General features: G+C 37.0%; 2 pseudogenes. Both read left to right on the forward strand.

What is annotated here, in order from left to right:
- Positions 1 to 237 (forward strand): annotated as a pseudogene (locus ACFIMA_RS10015) (integrase); the annotation flags it as partial.
- 207 nt (positions 238 to 444) lie between these two features.
- A pseudogene (locus ACFIMA_RS10020) lies at positions 445 to 513 on the forward strand (DNA-binding protein); the annotation flags it as partial.

The following is a 513-nucleotide window of genomic DNA, read 5'->3' on the forward strand; positions in this document are numbered from 1 at the left end:
AAGTGTATGGCTCAATATATGAGAGACAATAAACTTGAAGCCTGCCCGCATGGTTTTCGCTCTAGTTTACGCGATTGGCTTGCTGAAACAACCGATGCCCCCTATGAGGTCGCTGAAACTATTCTAAGTCATACAGTAGGAGGGCAAGTAGAGCGCTCCTATCGTCGTACTGACTATCTAGAACAGCGCCGTGTCTATATGGATAAATGGGCGGCTTATGTCACGGGTCAAACCTAAAATATGGGGTGAATAACCCCATTATCTGTGGATAACTTTCTCTCTCTTCTCTCTCATTCGCTCTCAATAAGACTCATAAAATATCACATCAGAAATTATATGATAAAATATTGTTTTCTATAAATAAAATACCTTCAAAAAGGAACCAAAATGTGGTTAATAAATAGTTATGATTTGTTACCATTTTTTGATAGAAAGGATTTTAGAATGACAGAAAATGATATTCTTTTAACAGACCGTGAAAGTGCAAAATTGCTTCATATGAGTGTTTCAACA

This window comes from Bartonella sp. AP88HLJMH (assembly GCF_042195605.1).
GTDB lineage: Bacteria > Pseudomonadota > Alphaproteobacteria > Rhizobiales > Rhizobiaceae > Bartonella.